The sequence below is a fragment of the Robertmurraya sp. DFI.2.37 genome (assembly GCF_029211245.1).
Lineage (GTDB): Bacteria > Bacillota > Bacilli > Bacillales > Cytobacillaceae > Robertmurraya > Robertmurraya methanolica_A.
This window is the reverse complement of sequence record NZ_JARGEJ010000482.1, coordinates 1-324: the sequence shown is the minus strand read 5'-3', so window position 1 is coordinate 324 and position 324 is coordinate 1. Positions and strand designations below refer to the sequence as shown.

The following is a 324-nucleotide window of genomic DNA, read 5'->3' as shown; positions in this document are numbered from 1 at the left end:
CGTAACTGTTACATTTTTCATGTAAGTTCCTTTTGCTGCCGCTGGCTTCGCCTTCATCAATGTGTCGAAAATAGTGTTGAAGTTTTCAACTAATTTTTCGTTTTCAAATGTAGCTTTTCCAATTTGCACATGAACGTTACCAGACTTGTCAACGCGGTATTCAACTTTACCAGCCTTGATTTCATTTACAGCCTTCATTACATCAAAAGTAACGGTACCAGTTTTAGGGTTTGGCATTAAACCTTTAAGCAAAAGTAGATGGTCTCGGGCTGTTATTTGCCTTATTAATTACTGGTATTGGCGCTATTGTTATCCTCTACTCTA

At 37.7% G+C, this 324-nt stretch carries 1 pseudogene; it reads right to left on the bottom strand.

The window, feature by feature from the left end:
- Positions 1–246, bottom strand: a pseudogene (locus PZE06_RS27390) (50S ribosomal protein L1); the annotation flags it as partial.
- Between the last annotated feature and the right edge of the window lie 78 nt (positions 247–324).